Origin of the sequence: Chitinophaga sp. NPDC101104 (assembly GCF_050277495.1) — a bacterium.
Lineage (GTDB): Bacteria > Bacteroidota > Bacteroidia > Chitinophagales > Chitinophagaceae > Chitinophaga.
In genome coordinates, this window is record NZ_JBNNSF010000001.1 from 3,493,446 (window position 1) to 3,515,930 (window position 22,485).

General features: G+C 55.1%; 25 protein-coding genes. 16 read left to right on the forward strand and 9 right to left on the reverse strand.

Annotation, left to right across the window (positions count from 1 at the left end; translation table 11 throughout):
- The first annotated feature begins 2 nt into the window (after positions 1–2).
- The 4 genes from ACQKLP_RS13955 to ACQKLP_RS13970 all read left to right on the forward strand — a co-directional run bounded on the left by ACQKLP_RS13955 (position 3) and on the right by ACQKLP_RS13970 (position 3,912).
- A complete protein-coding gene (locus ACQKLP_RS13955; RefSeq protein WP_427323359.1) occupies positions 3–1,139 on the forward strand; it encodes a YncE family protein in 1,137 nt (378 codons plus the stop codon).
- Positions 1,140–1,169: 30 nt separating this feature from the next.
- Positions 1,170–2,345 (forward strand): PKD-like domain-containing protein, encoded by a 1,176-nt coding sequence (locus tag ACQKLP_RS13960; RefSeq protein ID WP_427323360.1) that lies wholly within the window; start codon positions 1,170–1,172, stop codon positions 2,343–2,345.
- A 69-nt stretch (positions 2,346–2,414) separates the two neighbouring features.
- The gene (locus tag ACQKLP_RS13965; protein WP_427323361.1) at positions 2,415–3,320 is read left to right on the forward strand and encodes a mechanosensitive ion channel family protein; all 906 of its coding nucleotides are present in this window, start codon (positions 2,415–2,417) and stop codon (positions 3,318–3,320) included.
- Between the two features lie 43 nt (positions 3,321–3,363).
- Positions 3,364–3,912 carry a hypothetical protein gene (locus ACQKLP_RS13970; RefSeq protein WP_341839632.1) on the forward strand — a complete coding sequence of 183 codons (549 nt, stop codon included), beginning with the start codon at positions 3,364–3,366 and terminating at the stop codon, positions 3,910–3,912.
- Positions 3,913–4,183: 271 nt separating this feature from the next.
- Here the strand turns inward: ACQKLP_RS13970 and ACQKLP_RS13975 are convergent, their stop codons facing one another.
- On the reverse strand, positions 4,184–5,167 hold the full coding sequence (locus ACQKLP_RS13975; RefSeq protein WP_427323362.1) for a DUF481 domain-containing protein: 984 nt from the start codon (positions 5,165–5,167) through the stop codon (positions 4,184–4,186).
- A gap of 173 nt (positions 5,168–5,340) precedes the next feature.
- Positions 5,341–5,598, reverse strand: a complete 258-nt coding sequence (locus ACQKLP_RS13980; protein WP_126243660.1) for a hypothetical protein — start codon at positions 5,596–5,598, stop codon at positions 5,341–5,343.
- A gap of 244 nt (positions 5,599–5,842) precedes the next feature.
- Between ACQKLP_RS13980 and ACQKLP_RS13985 the strand changes: the two genes are divergently transcribed.
- Positions 5,843–8,017, forward strand: coding sequence for a S9 family peptidase (locus tag ACQKLP_RS13985; RefSeq protein ID WP_427323363.1), 2,175 nt, complete (start codon positions 5,843–5,845; stop codon positions 8,015–8,017).
- Positions 8,018–8,113: 96 nt separating this feature from the next.
- Positions 8,114–8,506: a hypothetical protein gene (locus ACQKLP_RS13990; RefSeq protein ID WP_427323364.1), complete on the forward strand. Its 393-nt coding sequence runs from the start codon at positions 8,114–8,116 to the stop codon at positions 8,504–8,506.
- Positions 8,507–8,576: 70 nt separating this feature from the next.
- Here the strand turns inward: ACQKLP_RS13990 and ACQKLP_RS13995 are convergent, their stop codons facing one another.
- Genes ACQKLP_RS13995 through ACQKLP_RS14005 form a run of 3 tightly spaced genes read right to left on the reverse strand, consistent with a single transcriptional unit; the run spans position 8,577 to position 10,713 of the window.
- Positions 8,577–9,212: a VIT1/CCC1 transporter family protein gene (locus tag ACQKLP_RS13995; protein ID WP_427323365.1), complete on the reverse strand. Its 636-nt coding sequence runs from the start codon at positions 9,210–9,212 to the stop codon at positions 8,577–8,579.
- The gene (rocD, locus tag ACQKLP_RS14000) at positions 9,209–10,444 is read right to left on the reverse strand and encodes an ornithine--oxo-acid transaminase (protein ID WP_427323366.1); all 1,236 of its coding nucleotides are present in this window, start codon (positions 10,442–10,444) and stop codon (positions 9,209–9,211) included. Before rocD ends, ACQKLP_RS13995 begins: the two co-directional genes overlap by 4 nt.
- An 8-nt stretch (positions 10,445–10,452) precedes the next feature.
- A complete protein-coding gene (locus ACQKLP_RS14005) occupies positions 10,453–10,713 on the reverse strand; it encodes an acyl-CoA-binding protein (RefSeq protein ID WP_341839639.1) in 261 nt (86 codons plus the stop codon).
- A gap of 175 nt (positions 10,714–10,888) precedes the next feature.
- Here ACQKLP_RS14005 and lepA point away from each other — a divergent pair, with 175 nt between their 5' ends.
- Positions 10,889–12,682, forward strand: coding sequence for a translation elongation factor 4 (gene lepA / locus ACQKLP_RS14010; protein WP_427323367.1), 1,794 nt, complete (start codon positions 10,889–10,891; stop codon positions 12,680–12,682).
- Complete coding sequence (locus tag ACQKLP_RS14015; RefSeq protein WP_427323368.1) at positions 12,675–13,334, forward strand: diphthine--ammonia ligase; 660 nt, start codon at positions 12,675–12,677, stop codon at positions 13,332–13,334. Before lepA ends, ACQKLP_RS14015 begins: the two co-directional genes overlap by 8 nt.
- A gap of 70 nt (positions 13,335–13,404) precedes the next feature.
- On the opposite strand, the gene ACQKLP_RS14020 is transcribed toward ACQKLP_RS14015, so the two are convergent.
- Both ACQKLP_RS14020 and manA read right to left on the reverse strand, forming a co-directional pair.
- Positions 13,405–13,998 (reverse strand): DUF6580 family putative transport protein, encoded by a 594-nt coding sequence (locus ACQKLP_RS14020; RefSeq protein ID WP_427323369.1) that lies wholly within the window; start codon positions 13,996–13,998, stop codon positions 13,405–13,407.
- A gap of 36 nt (positions 13,999–14,034) precedes the next feature.
- The gene (gene manA, locus ACQKLP_RS14025) at positions 14,035–15,246 is read right to left on the reverse strand and encodes a mannose-6-phosphate isomerase, class I (RefSeq protein WP_427323370.1); all 1,212 of its coding nucleotides are present in this window, start codon (positions 15,244–15,246) and stop codon (positions 14,035–14,037) included.
- Between the two features lie 39 nt (positions 15,247–15,285).
- Here manA and ACQKLP_RS14030 point away from each other — a divergent pair, with 39 nt between their 5' ends.
- Positions 15,286–15,642 carry a YraN family protein gene (locus tag ACQKLP_RS14030; protein WP_427323371.1) on the forward strand — a complete coding sequence of 119 codons (357 nt, stop codon included), beginning with the start codon at positions 15,286–15,288 and terminating at the stop codon, positions 15,640–15,642.
- Between the two features lie 116 nt (positions 15,643–15,758).
- Positions 15,759–16,046, forward strand: a complete 288-nt coding sequence (locus tag ACQKLP_RS14035) for a hypothetical protein (protein ID WP_427323372.1) — start codon at positions 15,759–15,761, stop codon at positions 16,044–16,046.
- Positions 16,047–16,263: 217 nt separating this feature from the next.
- Here the strand turns inward: ACQKLP_RS14035 and ACQKLP_RS14040 are convergent, their stop codons facing one another.
- Positions 16,264–17,073 carry a diadenylate cyclase gene (locus tag ACQKLP_RS14040; protein WP_126243672.1) on the reverse strand — a complete coding sequence of 270 codons (810 nt, stop codon included), beginning with the start codon at positions 17,071–17,073 and terminating at the stop codon, positions 16,264–16,266.
- A 28-nt stretch (positions 17,074–17,101) separates the two neighbouring features.
- Positions 17,102–17,962: a dihydropteroate synthase gene (gene folP, locus ACQKLP_RS14045; protein ID WP_427323373.1), complete on the reverse strand. Its 861-nt coding sequence runs from the start codon at positions 17,960–17,962 to the stop codon at positions 17,102–17,104.
- A 92-nt stretch (positions 17,963–18,054) separates the two neighbouring features.
- Between folP and ACQKLP_RS14050 the strand changes: the two genes are divergently transcribed.
- The 6 genes from ACQKLP_RS14050 to ACQKLP_RS14075 all read left to right on the forward strand — a co-directional run bounded on the left by ACQKLP_RS14050 (position 18,055) and on the right by ACQKLP_RS14075 (position 22,473).
- Complete coding sequence (locus ACQKLP_RS14050; RefSeq protein WP_427323374.1) at positions 18,055–18,585, forward strand: DUF1599 domain-containing protein; 531 nt, start codon at positions 18,055–18,057, stop codon at positions 18,583–18,585.
- Positions 18,586–18,605: 20 nt separating this feature from the next.
- Positions 18,606–19,694 (forward strand): BT_3928 family protein, encoded by a 1,089-nt coding sequence (locus tag ACQKLP_RS14055; protein ID WP_427323375.1) that lies wholly within the window; start codon positions 18,606–18,608, stop codon positions 19,692–19,694.
- Positions 19,695–19,699: 5 nt separating this feature from the next.
- Entirely contained in the window at positions 19,700–20,752 is a 1,053-nt protein-coding gene (locus ACQKLP_RS14060) for an ABC transporter permease (RefSeq protein WP_427323376.1), read from the forward strand.
- 113 nt (positions 20,753–20,865) lie between these two features.
- Positions 20,866–21,381 carry an RNA polymerase sigma factor gene (locus ACQKLP_RS14065; protein WP_427323377.1) on the forward strand — a complete coding sequence of 172 codons (516 nt, stop codon included), beginning with the start codon at positions 20,866–20,868 and terminating at the stop codon, positions 21,379–21,381.
- Complete coding sequence (locus tag ACQKLP_RS14070) at positions 21,368–21,871, forward strand: hypothetical protein (protein WP_427323378.1); 504 nt, start codon at positions 21,368–21,370, stop codon at positions 21,869–21,871. Before ACQKLP_RS14065 ends, ACQKLP_RS14070 begins: the two co-directional genes overlap by 14 nt.
- 50 nt (positions 21,872–21,921) lie before the next feature.
- Entirely contained in the window at positions 21,922–22,473 is a 552-nt protein-coding gene (locus ACQKLP_RS14075; protein ID WP_427323379.1) for a DUF4252 domain-containing protein, read from the forward strand.
- Positions 22,474–22,485 lie beyond the last annotated feature (12 nt).

Here is a 22,485-nt window from a genome sequence, read left to right on the forward strand (position 1 = left end):
CCATGCAAAGCATACAACTCAGCATCCTGGCGGCTTTCGTGCTGCTGACCGCCGCCTGCCGGAAGGGCGACCAGATCGTTCCGCCGGTAGTGACGCCCGTAGATACGGTGGCGATTAATGGCTACCTCGGTTTCTACCTCCTCAACGAAGGCAACATGGGCAGCAACAAATCGACGCTCGATTACTACGACTACACCACCGGGAAATACAACGAAAACATCTACGCCACCGTAAATCCGAATGTGGTAAAGGAATTGGGCGACGTGGGGAACGATATCCGCATCTACGGCGGAAAACTGTACGCCGTCATCAATGTTTCCAACAAGGTGGAAGTGATGGACGCCCTCACCAGCAAGCGCATCGGCCAGATCAATATCCCCAACTGCAGGTATCTCGCCTTCGCCAACGGAAAAGCTTACGTGAGCTCGTATGCAGGGCCGGTGGAAATAGACCCGAACGCGCCGGTGGGTTTCGTGGCGGAAGTTGACACCACCACGCTACAGATCACCCGGAAAGTGATCGTAGGCTACCAGCCGGAGGAAATGGCCGTCGCGGGAAACAAACTCTACGTCGCCAACAGCGGCGGATACCGCGTTCCGGACTACGACCGCACCGTTTCCGTGATCGACCTACCCACCTTCAAGGAAATTAAAAAGATAGATGTGGCCATCAACCTGCACCATGTAAAACCCGACCGCCATGGCGACCTCTACGTTACCTCGCGCGGCGATTACTACAGCGTACAACCCTCGCTGCACATCATCGACACAAAAACCGACCAGGTGAAGAAAAGCTTCCCCCTCGCCGCCAGCAACCTCTGGGTCCACAACGACACCGCTTTCATCTACGGCACCGCGTTCAATTACGACACGCATTCCTGGAAGATCAGCTACAGTATGCTCGATGTGAAAACGGAAACCCTGCTGCCCGGGAGCTTCATCACCGACGGAACGGACAAAAACATCAAAATGCCCTACGGCGTGGCCGTTCACCCCGTTACCGGCGACATCTTCGTGACCGACGCGCGCGATTATGTGTCGCCCGGAACACTGTATTGCTTCGATAAAAAAGGGAAGAAAAAATGGTCGGTGACCACGGGCGACATTCCCGCCCATTTCGCGTTCCTGCCCGTTCCCTGATCCATCAACAAACAAAAACAACCAGTTAATATGAAAAGAAATCTACAATGGCCGGCGTTGGCGCTCCTCCTGGGAGCCGCCGCCTGTTCCGGCAACAACGACAAAGCAGACACCCGGCCGCTGCCCCTCATCGACATCAAAGTGCCCGCCGGCGGCTATTCCGTGCATACCGCGCAATGGGTCCGCATTTCCCCGGAAGTGAAGAACGCCGAAGGCGCATCTTACGTCTGGACGCTCGATAAAGACACCGTTTCCCGCGAGCGCGAACTCGTGCACGTATTCGCCGCGGCGGGTGAAAGCACTTTCAAGCTGAACGTCAAAACCGCAGCGGGAGAAGCCAATCAGCACGTGAGCGTGAGGGTCAACGCCCAGGTATACACGAACGGCGTGTCCAAAGTATTCGATTTCCAGCCGGCGCCGGCCCAGTTCACCAACAAACTGCCCCTTTGGGAAGCCGGTGATACCGAAGCACAGATGACCGCCAAAGCCGAAACCGCCCTCAAAAGTAACGGCCTCGTTTGCCTCGGCGGTTTTGGCGGGTACATCGTCATGGGTTTCGACCATACCATCGTGAACGTGCCCGGAGAATATAACTTCCAGGTGCTGGGCAATGCCTTCAACAACTGGGCGGAACCCGGCATCATCCAGGTGGCGGCCGACGCGAACGGGAACGGATTGCCTGACGATGCCTGGTACGAAATCGCCGGATCGGAATATAACTCCCCGAAAACCGTGCATAAATACGAGATCACGTACCACCGCCCGGCGGCAGACCATGTAGCCACGCCGGACCCTCAATATTCATACATTACGGATATGAATTATATCAAATGGACGGACAACAAAGGCGGTTCCGGATACATGGAGAAAAATTCCTTCCATTCGCAAAATTATTATCCCAACTGGAAAGGCGACAAGATCACGTTCAGCGGCACCATGCTCGATCCCGACCGGATCAAAGACCAATCGGGCGCCGGCTCTTTCTTCATTTGCCCGGCTTATGAATTCGGGTATGCAGACAACTGGGCGAATATGGAAGCCAAATCGGGCATCAAGCTCGACTGGGCGGTAGACGCCAACGGCAAACCCGCGAAGCTGAAAGGCATCGATTTCATCCGGGTGCACACGGGCATGCGGGCGCAGGGCGGCTGGCTCGGGGAAGTGTCTACCGAGGTGAGCGGCGTGAAGGATTTAAATCTGAAATAATATTTAACAAATTGTCCCGGTGCTTCATGCCGGGACAATCCTCCGATTTTGCGTATTTTTGTAGCTATCATGGTAATCGATCAGGCTACATATAACCAGAAGAAGATCCGCCGGCAGGTACTCATTTTTATCGCCAAACTGCTGGTATACGCCGCGGTAGTATGGTTTAACCTCACGCAGCGCGACCTTTTCAAAAAATACGAGGCGATCGGCAGCATTTCGAATGCCATTTCGTTGTTCCTGGGTGCGAACCTGCTTATTTCCATCGGCTGGCTGGTGATGATCAGCTGGTATATCCGGAAAAACCACCTCAAGCGGCTCACGCGCGACAATTTCGTGCTGGGCATCAACCGCATCAGTTCCGTACTCAATACCATCATCGCGCTCGTTTCCGTGATGCTCCTATTCGGTGTGAACCCGATCAACATGATCGTGAGCATCAGCTTCGCGGCGGCGGCGTTCGCGCTGTTGTCGAAAGATTATGTGACCAACATGATCAACGGGCTCATCATCATGTTTTCCGACCAGCTGTCTTTGGGCGACCAGATCAGGGTAGGGGAATTTAAAGGGAAGGTGCTCGACATTACGCTGATCAATGTGGTGTTGCAGAACGACGACGATGATCTCGTGCTCATCCCCAATTCCGTGATATTTTCCACGATGGTGCTCAACCAGAGCAAGCAGAACATCAAGAAACTGACGATCGAATTCGAGCTGGACATTAAATACCAGTCATCGCCCGACGAGCTGGAACAAACGCTGAAAGGCGTGCTGCGGCCGTTTGCCAGCAATATTACCGAGAACAGTTTTTCATTAAAGATCCTCGAGATCAAAAAAGACCTCGTGCATTACAAGGTGCAGTTCCTCATTCCGCGGCCGGATAAGGAAACGGAGCGCAAGATGCGGCGGTTGCTCATCAATACGATCCTTTCATTTTCGGGGAGGGAGGTGAATACGGTGGAAAACGACGGATGATATGCAAGCATTCCTTATTTTGGGAAATTAAAATTCGAACTACATGATGGAAGAACTGACCGCAGGCATCGGCTCCCGTGTACAGCATGCCCGATTCGGCCCCGGTGTGATCATCGGCGTGAAATATGCCCAGTACGTGGTAACATTTATCAATGAAGGCGTGGTGGAAGTAGACAAGACGGACCCCAAATTCGAAGTGCTCTATTCCGAAAACCGCTCCGCCGAAATAGAGACCGCTTCCGAACTGGAAACCTCCCTGCTCAAAATCCTCCGCCTCTGGAACGGGTTTTCGGAAGTAGTGCCCCTCGGCGACCGCTGGACCGGCGGCACCATGACCCTCACGCCCAAAGACACGAACCAGAAAGGGAAAGACGTGCCCATCGAGGTGTTCTTCCACAAGATCGTCATGGTCCGCGACCGGCTCCGCGTGCTGGAACAACAGATCAACGCACACAAACTTCTTAGTGACGAAGACAAGGTCAACCTCCAGCAGTACATCACCCGGATCTACGGGTCGCTGACGACTTTCAACGTGCTTTTCCGGGACAAGGAACATTGGTTCACCGGGGAGAAAGGAGGGAAGGAAGATTAGCAGCATTCATTTGCATAGAATACAAAGCCTGCTTTCATGAAAGCAGGCTTTTTTAGTTCGATACCCGCCATCAAAACCCATATTTCCCCACATCGGGCAGTATCCGGCCCAAAAACCTATTTGTGTCCATTTTACCTGAAAGGACAACGAATTTCACCACTCCGGAAATCAATCCCTTACGCATGCAATCTAACGGTAAAGGATATACTCCGCCCAAACAATTGCGTAAATTATACGAAAATGTAAATCTGCCCGCGAAGGGCGGAAAGCGTCAGAAAGTATACCCGATCCCGAACACCATGCTCACATCCGACGTACCGTTGGCGGCTACAGACGGCCGGCTGTCGTAGGAGTTGAACACGGTAACATTGACGTTGAAATCGGAGATGATCTCCCAGGCCAGGCGGGTTTCTCCTTCCAGCCGCGTACGGCCATGCTCGTTGATGCCGAAAAAGAGCGTTTGGGTCGTGGAAAGGCTGACGTAGGAGGGATTCGTATACCGGAACGCGTTGACAGACAAGGAAACAGGGATTTCCTTGAGGTTGGAGCTGCGCCGGCCATCGATATACCGTTCCTGGTTGAACACGATCCCCGTCACCACACGCGCATGGACCCAGGGGCTGACGAGCACTTTCGCGCCCATGCCCACACTTTGGGAGAACCGGCGGATGAGGCCGAGTTGCAGGTTGCGTTCATATGCGATGGAGACGGCCGGGAAAAAGAACGGCGTGAGGTCGTACAGCACCTGGACGTTCACGTCTTCCCGCTCCCGGCTCACCGAATCCCCCCGGTTGAAACTGGTGATATTGGACAGGCTGGGCCTGATCTCATAGCGCCTTTGCGACAGCCGCAGCGCCGCATCGGTGTTGAGTCGGCCCGTCCCGGAGTTTTTGGTGAAAGAATACCCCGCCGAAAAGCTGCCCTGCACCTGCCGGAAAATGCCGCTGCGGAAATAATTGAGGGTGTATACGTCGATTAGGGCGACATCGCGCCCCATCATCCGGATTTGCCCGCTTGTTGCTGACGGGAGCACTTTGCCGAAGTACATTTCGCCGCCGAGGGTTTCCATTTTGAAATCGCGGACCTTGGCAGAGAGGGTCTTCACATTATGCCGCCGGATGTTCAGCACGGCCGACCCGTTTGCCTTGAACTGGACGATCCCCACCGAAATGCTCCGCAGTTCCCCGATAATACGGGTACCGTTGACCATCCACAGCGTATCGGTCCTTTGGGAAAATGCCGGGAGATGCAGCAACAGGAGAAGGGCGGTAACGATATGTTTGAGGGTATGGATGCGGAACGGTTTTCCATATTACAAGCCGGACGTGGAAAATGTTCAGGCACAGGGAGTTGGGGGAAAAGAAAAGCCCCGGCAGCGCCGGGGCCATATTTCAGCAGGTAATTTCTTCGTATTCAGTTATCGGAATTTCAGTAGTAAGCGGGCTCTTCACCCCGCAAGGTGCATTCGATCTGGTGTTTTACAGGTGCGCTAAAACCTTCCAGTTCAATGTTGGGCCGCTCGTCCAGGCAAATCCGGATCTTCCCGTTTTCATGCACCATCACTTCATGGATGGGCTCCAGTAAAGCGAAAAGCATACGGCGCCCGCTTTCCGCGATTTGGTCCATGATGGAATCCTCCAGGTTCACGAACTCACGGTTCTTGTAAGAATAAGAGACTGTAACCATTTTCTTAGTTTTTCAATAGGATCACTAATGACCCTAAAAATACGACAAATAATAAATTGTCAAAATTTATTATGAATAATTTCTATAAAAGTCAACCGCGTACAAGGCACTTAACTTTAAGGTAACCTTCATAACTCATCACAAAGCAAGCCCCATGCCGGAATTGCCGTTTAACATAAATACCCGCGGCAGTTCTCCCGGGAACCCTTATTTTTATGCATTATCATTTACCTCAAACCTGCATATGCATCCCATTCGTTACTTTTTATTGATTTTCGCCCTGGCCGTTTCCCTTGGCTCCAGGGCGCAGGAAGTTAAATGGAACAAGGCCGGCAACGCCTTCTTCCTGGAAAACGACGGCAACATCGTTTCCATCGAGCTACCCGGCCGCCAGTCCACCACGCTCGTTCCCGCATCGGCCCTCACACCCGCCGGCGCATCCGCCCCCCTCAGCGTGAAAAGCTTCCGGTTCTCGGACGATGAAAAACAACTCCTGATCTACACCAACGCCAAACGCGTCTGGCGCTACGATACCCGCGGCGACTACTGGCACCTCGACGTGGCCACCCGCAAACTCCGCCAGCTCGGCAAAGGCCTCCCGGCATCGTCCCTCATGTTCGCCAAGTTCTCGCCCGACGGCAAACGCGTGGCCTATGTGAGCCAGCATAACATTTACGCCGAAGACCTCGCCACCGGCAAGATCGACCAGCTCACCAAAGATGGCGACCGCCGCCTCATCAACGGCACCTTCGACTGGGTCTACGAAGAGGAATTCGGTTGCCGCGACGGCTTCCGCTGGAGCCCGGACAGCAAAAGCATCGCTTACTGGCAGATAGACGCCCGCCAGATCCGCGATTTCCTCATGATCAACAACACCGATTCCATTTATTCTTTCACCATCCCCGTAGAATATCCCAAGGTAGGAGAGAGCCCCTCGCCCTGTAAAGTAGGCGTGGTGAGCCTGTCCACCAAAAAGACGGTCTGGATGAATGTTCCCGGCGATCCCCGCCAGCACTACATTCCACGGATGGAATGGGTGCCCGGCAAACAGCAGCTCATCATCCAGCAGCTGAACCGCAAACAGAACCAGTCCAAAGTCATGCTCCTGCAACCCGCCACCGGCACCGCTTCCACCATTCTCACCGAAACGGACGACGCCTGGATCGATGTTAAATCGTATTGGGACGACGGCAATATTATGGGATGGGACTGGCTGGAACAGAACAAGGCCTTCGTATGGGTAAGCGAAAAGGACGGATGGCGCCACCTGTACCGGGTTTCGGCAGACGGCTCGAAAGAAACCCTCATCACGCAAGGGAATTACGATGTGATCAACATCTCCCGCATCGATGAAGCCAACGGCAAAGTGTACTTCCTCGCTTCTCCCGAAAACGCGACACAGCAATACCTCTATTCCGCCCCCCTCGCCGGCGGAACACCTACGCTCGTAACGCCCGCCGGCCAGCCGGGAACGCACGATTACAACATCGCGCCGGCCGGACAGTTCGCCCTGCATAGCTACAACAGCCACCTGTTGACGCCCGACCAGGAAATCGTTTCCCTGCCCGACCATAAAAGCCTCAATGGCAAAGACTTTACCGCCCGCGCCAAAACCGCCGCGTCCACCGGGAGCCCGCTCCGCTTCTTCCAGGTGACCACCGCCGATGGCGTTACGATGGACGGCTGGATGAGCCTGCCCGCCAAATTCGATTCCACGAAAAAATATCCCGTGGTATTCTATGTGTACGGCGAGCCCGCGTCCTGCACCGTGAAAGACAGCTACGGCAACGGCCAGAACCCCGTTTACGACGGCAGCATGCCCGACGACGGCTACATCTACATTTCGCTGGACAACCGCGGCACGCCCGCACCCAAAGGCCGCACCTGGCGCAAGACCATTTACCGCAAAGTGGGCATCCTCAACGCCCGCGACCAGGCCATGGCCGCCACCGAAATCCTGAAATGGCCGTACGTGGACAAAGACCGCATCGCCGTCTGGGGCTGGAGCGGCGGCGGTTCCATGACGCTGAACCTCCTCTGCCAGTATCCCGAAATCTACAAAACCGGGATCGCCGTGGCTGCGGTGGCCAACCAGCTGACCTACGACAACATATACCAGGAACGCTACATGGGCCTGCCGCAGGAAGACCGCGCGGCCTTCATCGCCGGTTCTCCCATCACCTACGTGAAGAACCTGCGCGGCAAACTGCTGTACATCCACGGAACGGGAGACGACAACGTCCATTACCAGAATGCCGAAATGCTCATCAACGAGCTCATCAAATACAAGAAAACCTTCCGCCTCATGAGCTATCCCAATCGCTCGCACGGCATTTTTGAAGGTGAAGGAACGTCTGAGCACCTTTCCGCTACGTACACCGAATTTTTGCGGGAGAATTGTCCTCCGGGGGCACGCTAACCGCATGCTGACGAAAATCACCTTCCGCCAAACGGGAGGTGATTTTTCTTTTTCGGAGATAACCGTTTACTTTGCGGGCTAATTACAAACCGGAACATGAAAAGAAACGCCATCATAGGAATTATCGCTGTCATCGTCGTCATCATCAGTGCATTTTTACCCTGGATCACCGTACAGGCCGATGAAGGCCTGCGCACCTATACCGGGCTGAGCAGCGAAGGCTCCAGCTTCGGGGAACCGGGCAAACTGAGCATCTTCGTTGCGGTGCTGACGGGCGTGTTCTTCCTCATCCCGAAAGACTGGGCGGCGCGGGCGAACCTGTTCCCCAGCGCGTTCCTCGCGGCCTGGGCGTTCCGTAACCTGCTGCTGTATTCCCGCTGCGAAATGGGCATCTGCCCCGATCAGCGGTATGGATTGTGGCTGTCGCTGCTGGCGGCGCTCACCAGTTTTGTGTGCGTACTGATGCACCGCAAGAAATTCGTGCAATAACCGAAAGGTACAACAATACGACAGCCGGCGCGGGATCACTGCGCCGGCTGTTGCTTTTATAACCGTTTGATTAAATGACGGAACTGATGATGTAAGATGTCAGCACCACAACGCCCCCCGTTAACAGGTACCGGATCGTGAGCGCGAACAGCTGCTGGCCTGTGATCCGGGATTTCGTCCAGCCGAAAACCAGCAATGCTATCATACTGAATATCAGGCTCGTGCGCCCCGCTACTGAAAAATCTTCCTGCATCAGGTAGGGCACGAATGCCACCAGGCCGCCCAGCAGGAAAAACGCCCCGGTCAGCAGCGTGCTGCGAACAGCATGGGCCAGCCCAAACTCGCGCAGCGGCACCTGCTCCGACTGGAGCGTGGCCTCCCACTGTGCCTGGTCTTTCTCCATTTCTCCAGCGATGTGCGCGATGGTAGGCTGGGAGATGTCCAGGTTGCGGAGCTTGCTTTCTTCCTCGGGCGTCATGACGCCTTCTTCGGCTTCCCCGCGATTGGCGCGGAACACCGCGATCATCATGAGCAGGGTGGCTACGCCGAGGATGATGAGATGCAGGGTATAGAACGCCTGTACCGTGAGGTTCTTGGCGTACAGCACCTGCGTGGTGAAAAGTAACAGCAGCACACCGTCGGGGAACCCGATCATGAGATCGGTCCGCCAGCCGGAACTGCGTATGGCTTTTTGCGGTTTCGTCATGCGAGCGTTTCGAGGCTTTTCGAAATAATGCCGACGCATTCGTTGATTTGATCGGCGTTGATGGTCAGCGGCGGCGCGAAACGGATTTTGTCGCCATGCGTAGGCTTGGCGAGCAGGCCATTTTCCTTTAGCGCGAGGCAAAGGTCCCAGGCGGCGTCGGGGTTTGGGTGCGCGATTTCGATGGCGTTCAGCAAACCTTTTCCCCGGATCACCCGGATGAAAGGGGAATGGAGGCCGGCGAGGCCCTGGCGGAGCAGTTCGCCCATTTTCGCGGCATTATCGGCCATCCGCTCGTTGCGAAGTACCTCCAGCGCGGCGATGGCCACTTTGCAGGCCAGCGGGTTGCCGCCGTAAGTGGAGCCGTGCTCACCGGGTTTGATGGTGAGCATAATGGCATCGTCTGCCAGCACGGCCGAAACGGGCAACATCCCTCCGGAAAGGGCTTTGCCGAGGATCAGCACATCGGGGCGGACGTTCTCATGGTCGCAAGCGAGCATTTTGCCCGTACGCGCCAGCCCGGTCTGGATCTCATCGGCCAGGAACAGGACGTTGGCATCGGTGCAGTATTGGCGGGCGGACGACAGGTATCCTTCATCCGGCACTTTCACGCCGGCTTCTCCCTGGATCGGCTCCACGAGGAAGCCTGCCACGTTCGGGTCTTGCAGGGCGCGGGCCAGTGCGGGGAGATCGTTGAACGGGATCACTTCGTAACCAGGCATATACGGGCCAAAGTCGCGCCGGGCGACGGGGTCCGTGCTGAAGGAAACGACGTTCAGGGTGCGGCCGTGGAAGTTTTCGGAGCAGACGATGATCTTCGCCTTGTTCTCCGGGATCCCTTTCACCACATACCCCCAGCGGCGGCAGAGCTTCAGGGCGGTTTCCACGGCTTCCACGCCGGTGTTGACGGGCAGCACGCGGTCGTACCCGAAATAACGGGTCACATAACTGGCATATTCGCCCAAAAGGTCGGAATAAAAAGCGCGGGAAGTGAGCGTCAGCCGGGAAGCCTGTTCCACGAGGGCAGCCACGATCCTGGGATGGCAATGGCCCTGGTTGACGGCGGAGTACCCGGATAAAAAGTCGTAATATCTTTTCCCGTCCACATCCCAGACATGCACGCCTTCGCCACGGGTAAGGACCACCGGGAGCGGGTGATAGTTGTGCGCGCCGTACTGGTCTTCGAGGTCCAGGAAATGCTGTGTCTTCTCACTGATCGTATAATTGGGTACCATACTCAAAATTACTTATTCTTCAGCTGATTCACCAGATCAATATAATCCTGCATGGCGATGTCTTTCGATTTGCCTTTCAGGCTGTTCCACGCATCATATTTGGCTTTTCCCACGAAGTCGAACATATTGGCGGGGGGCTCCACGTTGATATCGCCCTCGGTGGCCTGCTTGTACAGCGAATACAGCTGCAGCAGCACGTCGTTATCGGGCTTGGCGTCGAGCGTTTTACTGGCCGCCACGGCGGCTTCGAAAGATTGTTGCAGTGACATGGTGAATATTTTAGCTTTAAAAGTAAAGAAATACGGGCAAAAGGCGGTTTGCCCCTTTAAAGAAGATTAAAATTTAATACCTTTGCGCAAATAATTAATTACGGATTGTCGACCGCGGGAAACGAGTAAGTTACGCGAAGCGTGCGGTAGGATGGTTCGTAATTTTGTCTTTTATATGAAGAATATCCGGAATTTCTGCATTATCGCACACATCGACCATGGCAAGAGTACCCTGGCCGACCGTTTACTGGAATTTACAAAGACCATTTCCGACCGGGACATGCAAGCCCAGGTGTTGGACGATATGGACCTGGAGCGGGAGAAGGGCATTACCATCAAGAGCCACGCCATCCAGATGACCTATAACGCCAAAAACGGCGAAAAATACGTTTTCAACCTGATCGATACTCCCGGCCACGTGGATTTTTCCTACGAAGTGTCCCGCGCGCTGGCCGCCTGCGAAGGCGCCCTGCTGCTGGTAGACGCCGCCCAGGGCATCCAGGCGCAAACCATCTCCAACCTGTACCTGGCGATGGAAAACGATCTGGAGATCATTCCCGTCATCAATAAAATCGACATGGCCGGCGCCATGATCGAAGAAGTGAAAGACCAGATCATCGACCTGATCGGCGTGAAAGACGAAGACATCCTGCTGGCTTCCGGTAAATCGGGCATCGGCATCGAGGAAATCCTCGAAGCCATCGTGACCCGCATCCCGGCGCCGACCGGCAATATCGAAGAACCCCTCCAGGCGCTTATCTTCGACTCCGTGTTCAACTCTTTCCGCGGTATCATCGCTTACTTCCGCATCTACAACGGCTCCCTCAAGAAAGGCGATATCATCCGTTTCGTGAACACCGGGGAAGAATACGAAGCCGCCGAAGTAGGCATCCTCAAACTGGGCCTCGAGCCGAAGAACGAGGTGTTTGCCGGAGACGTGGGATACATCATCACCGGTATCAAAAACGCGAAAGAAGTGAAGGTGGGAGACACCATCACCCTCGCCAACCGCCCCTGCGCCGAAGCCATCAAAGGTTTCGAAGAGGTGAAACCCATGGTGTTCGCGGGTATTTTCCCCGTGGTTACCGAGGATTTCGAAGAGCTGCGCGATTGTATGGACAAGCTCCAGCTCAACGACGCATCGCTCACCTATGAGCTGGAAACCTCCCAGGCACTGGGCTTCGGCTTCCGTTGCGGCTTCCTCGGGATGCTGCACATGGAGATCATCCAGGAAAGGCTGGAACGCGAGTTCAATCAGACCGTGATCACCACCGTTCCCAACGTAGGCTTCATCGCTTACGACAACAAAGGCGTGAAAGTGATCGTGAACAACCCTTCCGAAATGCTGGAGCCCACGAAAATGGACCGCATCGAAGAGCCCTGGATCCGCGCACAGATCATCACCAAACCCGATTACATCGGCAATATCATGACGCTTTGCCTCGGCAAGCGCGGCATCCTGCTCAACCAGAGCTATCTCACCACCACCCGCGTGGAACTGATGTTCGAACTGCCGCTCACCGAGATCGTGTTCGATTTCTACGATAAACTGAAATCCCAGACCCGCGGTTACGCCTCGTTCGACTATACCCCGATCGGCTTCCGCGAAAGCGATATCGTGAAGATGGACATCCTGCTCAACGCCGAGAAAGTGGACGCCCTCAGCGCCCTGATCCACCGCAGCCGCGCGCAGGACTTCGGCCGCAAGCTCTGCGAAAAACTGAAAGAGCTCCTCCCGCGCCAGCAATTCCTCATCGCCATCCAGGCCGCCATCGGCGCCAAGATCGTAGCGAGGGAGAATATCAGCGCCATGCGGAAAGACGTGACCGCCAAATGTTATGGCGGCGACATCTCCCGTAAACGTAAACTGCTGGAAAAACAGAAAGAGGGTAAGAAACGGATGCGCCAGATCGGTAACGTGGAAGTACCGCAGGAAGCGTTCCTGGCTGTGCTCAAACTGGATGACTAATCCCCCTGAAAATATCATTTGTTCATGGAGCGGCGGGAAAGACAGCTGTTTTGCGCTGATGACCGCCGTGAAATCGGGCCATAAACCCGTAGCGCTCCTGAACGTACTGAACGAGAATGGGCAGATTTCCCGCTCCCATGGCCTGCCGCCGCAGATTTTGCAACAGCAGGCCGCGGCGCTGGGGCTGCCCGTTTTGCTGCAACCCAGCACCTGGCAAGACTACGAAACGCACTTCGTGGCATCGCTCCGCCAGCTCAAATCCGCCCATAACGCCACCGCCGCCGTATTCGGCGACATCGATCTGCAGCCGCACCGCGACTGGGAAGAAAAAGTCTGTGCCGCCGCGGGCCTCAAAACCCTGCTGCCGCTCTGGCAACAGGAACGCAAAATGCTCGTGTACCGGATGCTGGAACAGGGGCTCAAATGCCGGATCGTGTCGTGCAACGGTACACTGGGCCCGGAATTCCTGGGCCGCGAAATGGACGATGTCCTCATCGCCGACCTGGAGGCCGCCGGGGTAGACGTTTGCGGCGAGAACGGCGAGTTTCATACACTGGTGACGGATTGCCCGCTGTTTTCGGTGCCGGTGCAACTACCGCCGTCGGAGAAAGTGCAACATGAACACTATCACTTCCTGCAATGGAAACTGTAGCAGGCAACAAGGCATAAAAAAAGCGGTCCCGGTAAAACCAGGACCGCTTTTTTATTTACAGCGATAACTTTTATGCGATGGCAGCTTCCTTCTTTTCGCCCCGGATGAACACGGGCTTCAGTACGGCATAAGCGCTGAAGAGGATCGCGGTGTAAAACACGTTGCCCATGATGGTGTTCAGGAAAAAGCTGCCGAACACGTCCTGTTTGTAGAACGGAATGGCAGACCAATAGCAGGTGATGAGGCCCGACAGCGTGTGCGGGTACAGGTCCCTGAAAATGAAGGTACCCATGTTGGACATCAGGTAAAATACCAACCCTGAAGCAACTGCACCGAGGAATACACGGCCCGTGGTCACTTTGCGGATACGGGTGCCGATGAAGGTAACCAACATATGCCCGGCGTACACGAACAGCATTTCGCCGCCGTAGATGCCCTGGATATCAGTGAAGAAGTAGAAGAACAGGTCTGTAAGCAGTAAAGAAACCAGCGGTACGGCATAGGCATATTTCTTGTCTTTCAGGATCACGCCTGCAAACAGTGCACCGGCGCCCATCGCTGTGAAATTGTAAATTTCGAAATAGTTGGTCGCCAGCCGGCAGAGAACGGTAACGAATATCAGCGACGCTACGAGGATCGCGTTGGATAAACTTTCTTTCTTCATAAATAAAGCGCGTTTGCTTGTCACAAATATAACCAATTATGGAATTGCCGCCTTGAAAATCACCAGGTCCGATTCGCAAACCACTTTGTACGCGGTGCCATAGGCAGCGAAGAGCGTTTTACCTTTTGACAGCGCCAGCTGGTTGCCTCCCGGTCCTTCCGCGCTGCCGGTGCCTTCCAGCACGATCCAGGTTTCGGGAGCAACGGAGGTGTGCGTGTACGTTTCCCCGGCTTTCAGCGCGATGCGGCTCAGCACGAAATCAGGGGCGGGGGTGGGGTAGATGCGTTCCTGTCCACCGTGAATGGCTTCCCCTTTCAGTATATTCGGATGCACGGCTTCGAATCGGGTGTGTTTCAGGAGCTCGGGCACGTCGATGTATTTGGGCGTGAGGCCGCCGCGGAGCACGTTGTCGGAATTGGCCATCAGTTCGGCGTTCTGGCCTTCGAGGTAGGCGTGGGGGATGCCGGCGTCCTGGAACACGGCGTCTCCCGGTGCTGCGTATACGATGTTGAAGAAATAGATGGAGAAGATCCCACGGTCGAGGCGCTCCAATCCCTGCGGGTCGTTATCGATGGCGCGGCCGGTCCAGAATGCGGGGTCTTCCTTTTTCAGCGACCCGGCGCGATAGGCGGGGAGTACTTTTTCCGCGAGGGGGCGCAGCATGGCGTTCACCTCTTCCTGCGGCATTTCCATCACTGTTTTATAGAGACCGAAATATCCGTCTTTTTCGAAAACGGGGCCCAGCGCCGAGAATACCGGTATGGTGGCCAGCACTTTACGGAGCTGGTCTTCCGGCAGGAAGCCATGGAGGAGCCAGAATTCGCTGAGCGCCACCATGATCTCGGGCTTGTGGTTGGCGTCTTTGTAATTGCGATTGGGTGCGTTGAGGGCGATGCCGGCTTCATTTTCCCGCGCGAAACCTTTTTCCGCTTCCGATTTGGTGGGGTGCACCTGGATGGAGAGCATATCTTTCACGTCGAGGATCTTGAATAGATAGGGCAGTTCGCCGAACCTGCCTGCGGCGGCGGGGCCGAGGGCGCCGGCGGGGTCTTCGGCGATCCAGGCGTTGAGGGGTTGCGGTTGATCGGTTTGCAGCAGGGAAGGGGCGCTCTGGTGTGCGCCCATCCAGTATTCCGCGCTGGGCTGGTCTGTAACCGGCTGGCCGAGGAGCTCGGGGATGTACCGGAAGCCGCCCCAGGCGTAATGTTGCACTTTTCCTGTCAGGTAGAATAAATTCGGGTCTCGCATACTTTTCCTTTATTAAACCGTAAAAATAGACAAAAACGCATGGCTTGCGACTCATCACTGGGAAATTTGGGAGAACGGCTGGCCGCGGAGCACCTGGCAGCCGCCGGTTACCGCATCCTTCACCGCAACTGGAAAGCGGGGCGGAAGGAGATAGACATCATTGCGGAGATAAGCGGGACGGTAGTTTTCGTCGAAGTAAAAACCCGCAGTTCGCGTTTTTTCGGGATGCCGGAAGAATCGGTGGGGTGGAAGAAAGAGGAGCACCTGCGCAAGGTGGCCGAACATTGGCTGGAGCAAAACGGCGGAGAGGTCAGGCACATCCGGTTCGACATCCTTTCCATCTTTGCCGTTCCGGGTGAAAAGCCTGAAATCCTGCACCTGCAGGACGTTTTCTGACCCGTTAACTCGGAGTTAACAAAATTGAAATATGAAAGAAATTAAATAGTTGTATATTTGGGCATCCAATCTAACCAGCTCCTGTAAAAGAACCTGATCAGCCTAAACGGTTCTATATGTCTTACTGGAGTCTTTTATTTTTCATCCATACGCACCTGACCGAACCGGTGCTGTTGCCTGTGAACAACAACAGCGTCCGAATACAGGTCCATTCGCTGGAAACACATGCGGGAATGATTCCCTGTACGATCTATAACGGGCAAAATCTGCCTGTGCGGATCCTACCGTTGGAAGGAGGGCACCGAAAGGGTGTGTACACCATCCGGCTATCCACGTTGCCCGAAGGCGAATATTCGCTCCAGGTCAGCGGTTACAAAGCAAAATTCCGGCTCTGCCGGCCATGATATTATCATTACTATCATCATCCCCCCAAACATAGATCCTCCCGGTAAAACGGGAGGACTTTGTATTTTAAGGGGTGTGTTGGAGATGGAAAGAAGGCTTGCAGCCGGTAAGCGAATCGGCGATGCTGGCCAGACATTACCGGTATTATCCAAACAACGGCATGCATAAAAAAATCCTCCCGCATGGGGAGGATCTCAAATTACTTCCTGATAACAATTACAGTCCGTCGACCAGCACTTCGTAGAGTTTCACTTTCAGTTCTTCCAGCTGCACGTTCTGCACCAGCTGCCCGTCTTGCGCATAGGAAATTGTTCCGCGCTCTTCCGACACAATGATCGCCAGGTTATCGCTATGTTCCGTAATGCCTACGGCGCTGCGGTGGCGCATCCCGATCCGCGTGGGCAGGTTCGGGTTTTCCGACATGGGCAGGATCACCTTGGCGGCCAGGATCTTGTTGCCGACGATGATCAACGCCCCGTCGTGCAGCGGACTGTTCTTCTCGAAGATGCTTTCGATCAGTTTGGCGCTCACGTTCCCGTCTATCGCGATGCTCGACGCCGTGTCGAACTTCACGCGGTAGGTGGTGGAAATAACGATCAGGGCGCCGGTCTGGCTCGCGGCCATGTGCCCCGCGGCCACGATGATCTCGTTGATGATGTTCTCTTCTTCCTTATAACTCTTGAACCGGTCTGGCAGGAACAGTTTGGTGAAGAAGGAGTCCTTGCTCAGGGGCGTCTTCTTTCCCAAAACCAGCAAAAACTTCCGGATTTCCGGCTGGAAGATGATGATAATGGCGATCAGCCCGATGTTGATGAAATTCTCTAAAATGTTGGTGAGGATCGGCATCTGCAGCGAGCGCACCAGAAAGTAGGCGGCATACACCATCAGCAGGCCGATGAAAATATTGAAAGCGAGACTGCCTTTCAGCAGGCGGTACAGCTGGATAACGAGAAAAATCACAATCAGCAGGTCCACAACATTCAGCCAACGAAACTCAAATCCGTAAAATTCGTATACATCCTTCATAGCTGTAAAAATAGAAATATTTGGCCCACTATGCGCTTTCCATGAAAGAAACGATGCGCACCGCTTCCACGGCGGCTTTTACATCGTGCACCCGCAAAATATGCGCGCCCCGCTCCAATGCGGCGGTATGCAAAACGGTAGTGCCGTTGAGGGCTTCGGCAGGGGTGGAGCCTAACAATTTGTAAACCATCGATTTCCGGGAAACGCCCACGAGCAACGGCGCATTCGCCAGGTGCAGCATTCCCATGCCCCGCAACAACTGGTAATTGTGCGATATCGTTTTGCCGAACCCGAACCCCGGGTCCAGGATCACGTCGTGGATGCCGGCGGCCCTGCAGGCTTCGGTTTTCTGGATGCAATAGTCCAGCACTTCCTGCACTACATCCTGGTAACGAGGGTTTTGCTGCATCGTGGCCGGCGTGCCCTGCATGTGCATGGCGATGTAAGGCGCCTGGAGCGCGGCCACGGCCGGGATCATTTCGGGGTCCATTTCACCGGCGCTGATATCGTTCACGATCGCCGCCCCTGCCAGGATGCATTTTTCGGCCACGGAGGCGTGGTAGGTATCCACCGAGATCACGGCTTCGGGGAACTTATATAATATGGCGTGGATGGCCGGTACCAGCCGCGCAACTTCTTCCGCGGCCCCGACTTCGGGCGCGCCGGGCCGGGTGCTCTGGGCGCCGATGTCGAGCAGGGCGGCACCATCGGCCAGGAGGGCTTCGGCGCGCACCACGGCGTCGTGCAGCTCACGGCTGCGGCTGTCCGGATAAAAGGAATCGTCGGTCACATTGATGATCCCCATCACGAGGGGCTCGGCCAGGCTCAGCAACTTTCCGCGGCAGCGGATGGTGAAATCTTTCCGTAATGATGTATTTTTGAAACGCAAGAGGCAGTGATTATGAAAGTGATGGATAGTCAAAATTACCGAAATCCTTCATTCCCCACCGCCTTTCACGGCAAATTAAAATCAGCAATTGAATGACATACCAGCAGGTGATCGACAGCAGTAAGGACATTTTCATCAAGAAGACAAAAGATTACGGCACTTCCTGGCGCGTGCTGCGCCCCATTTCCATCGTGGACCAGATCTTCATCAAAGCCCAGCGCATCCGCACCATCCAGGAAACGGGCGTGCAGAAGGTAGCCGATGATATTTCCGGGGAATTCCGTGCCATTATCAATTATGGCGTCATCGCGCTCATTCAGCTGCAGTTGCCTTCTGACGATATTTATACCGACCTTCCCGCCGAACAGGTGTCGAAATTGTATGATGAGCAAGCCGCCTTCATCCGCACCGTCATGGAAGCCAAGAACCACGACTATGGCGAAGCCTGGCGCTCGATGAGCCAGGAATCGTTCGTAGACCTCATCCTCACCAAGCTCCTCCGGATCAAACAGATACTGCGCAACGATGGCAAGACCCTCATTTCCGAAGGGATCGACGCCAATTACGTAGACATCGTCAACTATGCCGTTTTCGCCCTCATCCTGCTTGAAGAAAAGCATTAACATTCCTATCTTTAACCACTATGAAACCAATCATCACCATTTTTCGCATCATCGTAGGGGTGCTGTTCATCTTTTCCGGACTGATCAAAGCCAACGATCCGCTTGGCCTCAGCTACAAGATGGACGAGTTTTTTGAAGTGCTGCACCTGCACTTCATGATCCCCTTTTCCCTGGCCCTTTCCCTGATCATGAACGCGTTCGAGATCATCGCCGGTTTTGCCGTGCTCATCGGCTACCGCATGCGCTTCTTCTCGTTCCTGCTACTTTTACTCATCATCTTCTTCACTTTCCTCACCGGGTTCGCCCTGTTCAGCGGCCTCATCCGCGAATGCGGCTGCTTCGGCGACTGTATCAAGCTCACGGCCGACCAGTCGTTCTGGAAAGATATCATCCTCCTGGTGATGATCCTCGTGATCTTCATCTTCAACAAGCGCATCCAGCCGCTGTTTTCACCGAAAACCAGCAACGCCGTGATGATCTTCGCCGTGCTGTTCCCCGTTGCCGTGCAATGGTATGCGCTGGCGCACCTGCCCATCGTGGATTGCCTGCCTTACAAAGTCGGCAACAACATCCTCGACAAGATGAAACCGCCTCCGGGATCTACGCCCGACGTGTATGAAACCGTGATGATCTATGAAAAAGACGGCAAGCAGCAGGAGTACACAACGGAAAACTACCCCTGGCAAGATACCACCTGGAAGTTCGTGGACCGGAAAGACAAGCTGATCAAGAAAGGCAACGCCGAACCGCCGATCAAGGATTTCATCCTGAACGATTTCAACGGTAATAATATGAACAGGGCCGTGCTCACCGAGCCCCTGCCCGTATACCTCTTCCTCGTGCTCGACGTGAGCAAGGCCGGTAAAGGCTGGGAAGAAAGGATGAAAAAATACCAGCAGATGGCGGCGGAAGGAAAGATCGTGCTCATGGGCGTGACCAGCTCCAGCCAGGAAGCCGTGGAACAGTTCAAGGCCAACCGCGGGATCACTTTCGAGTTCCTGCAGATGGACGGTACCGCCATCAAGACGGCCGGCCGTAGCAATCCCTGCCTGCTGGTGCTCGAAAAAGGCACGATCAAGGCCAAATATCACCATAACGATATCCCGTAAGCCATATGCTGCGATTCCTTTTCCGCAAAACCGGATACGGCCTGCTCGTGCTCTTCGGGGTGGTGAGCATCGTCTTTTTGCTGTTCAACGTGCTCCCGGCCGACCCGGCCCGGATGACGCTCGGGCAGCGGACAGACGTGGCCAGCCTGGAAAACGTGCGGAAGGAATTGCATTTGGACAAACCGGTGGGCGTACAGTTCCTGTATTATTTACATGACCTGTCGCCCATCGGCGTTTTATCTGCCGCCGAATTGAAGGAAATGCCCGCGTTGCGGATATTCTCCGTGGGCGATGGCGCTTTCGTCGTAAAAACGCCCAATCTCCGCCGCAGTTACCAAAGCAAGAAACCCGTCTGGGAAATACTCACGGAAGCGCTGCCGGGCACGCTGGTGCTGGCACTGGCCGCTATGCTCTTCGCTACCGTGGTGGGCATCGGGCTGGGGGTACTGTCTGCCGTGAAGCAAAACACCTGGATGGATACGGGCGCCGTGTTCGCCAGCGTAACCGGCATTTCGGCGCCGTCGTTTTTTGCAGGGATCGTGCTGGCTTACCTTTTCGGGTTCGTATTGGCCGGCTGGACGGGCCTCCATATGACAGGGAGCCTTTACGACATCGATCCTTTCCGGGGCAGGGTGCTGAACCTCCGGAACCTGGTGCTGCCCGCGCTGACGCTGGGCATCCGGCCGCTGGCCATCATCGTGCAGCTCACCCGCGGCGCCATGCTCGATGTGCTGAACCAGGATTATATCCGGACCGCCTATGCCAAGGGGCTCCGCCGCCGGACGGTCCTTTTCCGGCACGCCCTCCGCAACGCCCTCAACCCCGTGATCACCGCCATTACCGGCTGGTTCGCCGAGCTCCTGGCCGGGGCGTTTTTCGTGGAATACATCTTCGGATGGAAAGGAATAGGCAAAGTAACGGTAGATGCGCTGGAAAAATTCGATTTCCCCGTGGTAATGGGGGCTGTGCTGTTCACCGCCGGCATTTTCGTGATCATCAACCTGCTGGCAGACCTGCTCTACAGCGTCATCGATCCCCGCATTCGTCTAACCACCTGATAATCAGCACCGGAAAAAATTTTCCTCTTATTTTGTAACAAACATAATTGGCAGTCGTCTTCTTTTTGTAACAACGAAGGAACCGCCTCCTTCTGCCATTCTAAAATAAACGCATGACATCCAGCGCATTCCAGTCCCTCATTATACCGTACAGGCAAAAGCTCTATTGCTTTGCGTTCCGCCTGCTCGGCAATGAGGAGGATGCGAAGGATGTGGTCCAGGACTGCTTTATCCGGGTGTGGAACAGTCGCGACAAGATGCCCGAGCTCCAAAGCCTCGAAGCCTGGTGCATGCGCATTACGCGCAACCTGGCGCTCGACCGGCTGAAGAGCCGCAAGTATCGCGTCACCGACGACCTGGACAGGGCCGGCGAAGTGCCTTCCGTGCATCAAACGCCTCATCAGCACGCCGAAAAAAGTGATGTGATGCGGAGGGTGCACGGGGCCATCGCCAGATTACCGGAGAAATACCGGACCGTTTTGCAGCTCCGGGATATGGACGGGCTGAGTTACCAGGAAATCGCCGATATGCTCGAAATCGGGCTGCCGGAAGTAAAAATCAACCTGCATCGCGCCCGGAAACAGGTGCGGGAGCAGTTACAAAACCTGCAAGTGTATGGAATACAATGACATCAGGACCCTGCTGAACAAGTATTGGGCCTGCGAGAGCACTGAAGCGGAAGAAGCGGAGCTGCGCGTTTTTTACGCCAGCCATGAAGGGACGTTGCCCGCAGACCTCCAGGAAGCGGCGCCGCTGTTCCGGTATTACCACGATTGCAGCGGCATACCGGAAATGCCGGAACTGTTTACCGACCGCCCGGCCCCCTGGGACGAGCCGCAGCAAACCGGCATCATCCGTTCGATCACGCAGGGATGGATGAAATACGCCGCAGCCGTGCTCGTAGCCGCCGGAATGCTGTATTCGGCAGACAGCTTCCGCGACAAACGGACGTCGGAAGACCTCGCATTCCGCGATACCTACTCCGATCCCAAACTGGCTTACCAGCAAACGCAGCGCGCCCTTCAGCTGCTGTCCAAAAACCTGAACAGGGGCAAATCGCAAATGGAAAAGATCGCCTACTTCAATGAGGCCACAGACCTCGTGACGGGCAAAAACTAAGGCCATTCAAAAACCAATATAACCTTGATTGATTCTTTAATTCAACGCACATGAAACGTCTCATTCCACTGGTCGCCTTACTCTGCCTCTTGTGCAGCAGCCAGCTGGCCGTGGCGCAAACCACCATCGACAAGTTCTTCCAGAAGTATCAGAACGACAATTCCTTCACCGTCATCAACATCACGCCGAAAATGTTCTCCATGTTTTCGAAAGTGAGCTCCGATGATCCGGACGCCAAGAAGGTAATGACGCTGGCCAGCAAACTGAAAGGCCTGCGCATCCTGATCAAGGAAGACACCAAAGATGGCCAGCGCCTCTACCGCGAAGCTGCCCAGTTCCTTACCAACGGCATGGAAGAATTGATGAGCCTGCGCGACAAGGACACCGATCTCAAATTCATGGTCCGCGAAAATGCCAAAGGCAACGTAGCGGAACTAGTGATGCTGGTCGGCAGTACCAACGAATTCCTCGCGCTGCTGCTCATGGGAGACTTCTCCATCGAAGAGCTCTCCGACATCGCCGGAAGCATGAACATCGACGGTTTCGAGAACCTCGGCAAGCTCGACACCAAAGGCCCCAAGGGGCCGAAAGGCAAAAAATGACCGGACCGGACA